This window comes from Desulfovibrio sp. DV, assembly GCF_001936595.1.
Classification (GTDB): Bacteria; Desulfobacterota; Desulfovibrionia; order Desulfovibrionales; family Desulfovibrionaceae; genus Solidesulfovibrio.
Genome location: NZ_MLBG01000203.1, coordinates 1 through 317, shown reverse-complemented (window position 1 = coordinate 317; position 317 = coordinate 1). Strand labels below are relative to the sequence as shown.

Below are 317 nucleotides of genomic sequence, written 5' to 3'. Positions count from 1 at the left end.
GCGCTCCTGCTGTTTGAAATTGCATCGCCGGCCTGCCTAGCAGATGCGCGGCAACTGTTCGCCTCAAGCATCCCGAGCAGCCGTTTGCCGCCAAGAGGCGTGACCATGGCCACCTTGCCGGCGTGTTCGTCCGTCACCCGGCCAATGACCACGGCCCCGGTCCCCACGCGGCATCGGCCTGCAAGACGGCCAAGGCCGCCTCGGCCTCGGCTTCGGGCAGGATGCACAGAAACTTGCCCTCGTTGGCCAGATACAGCGGGTCCAGCCCAAGCACGGCGCAACCGCCGGCCACGGCCGGATCGACCGGGATATCGGCC

Annotated in this window: 1 pseudogene; it reads right to left on the bottom strand. The window is 67.8% G+C overall.

The window, feature by feature from the left end:
- Positions 1-36: 36 nt before the first annotated feature.
- Positions 37-317 (bottom strand): annotated as a pseudogene (locus DVDV_RS21720) (AIR synthase-related protein); the annotation flags it as partial.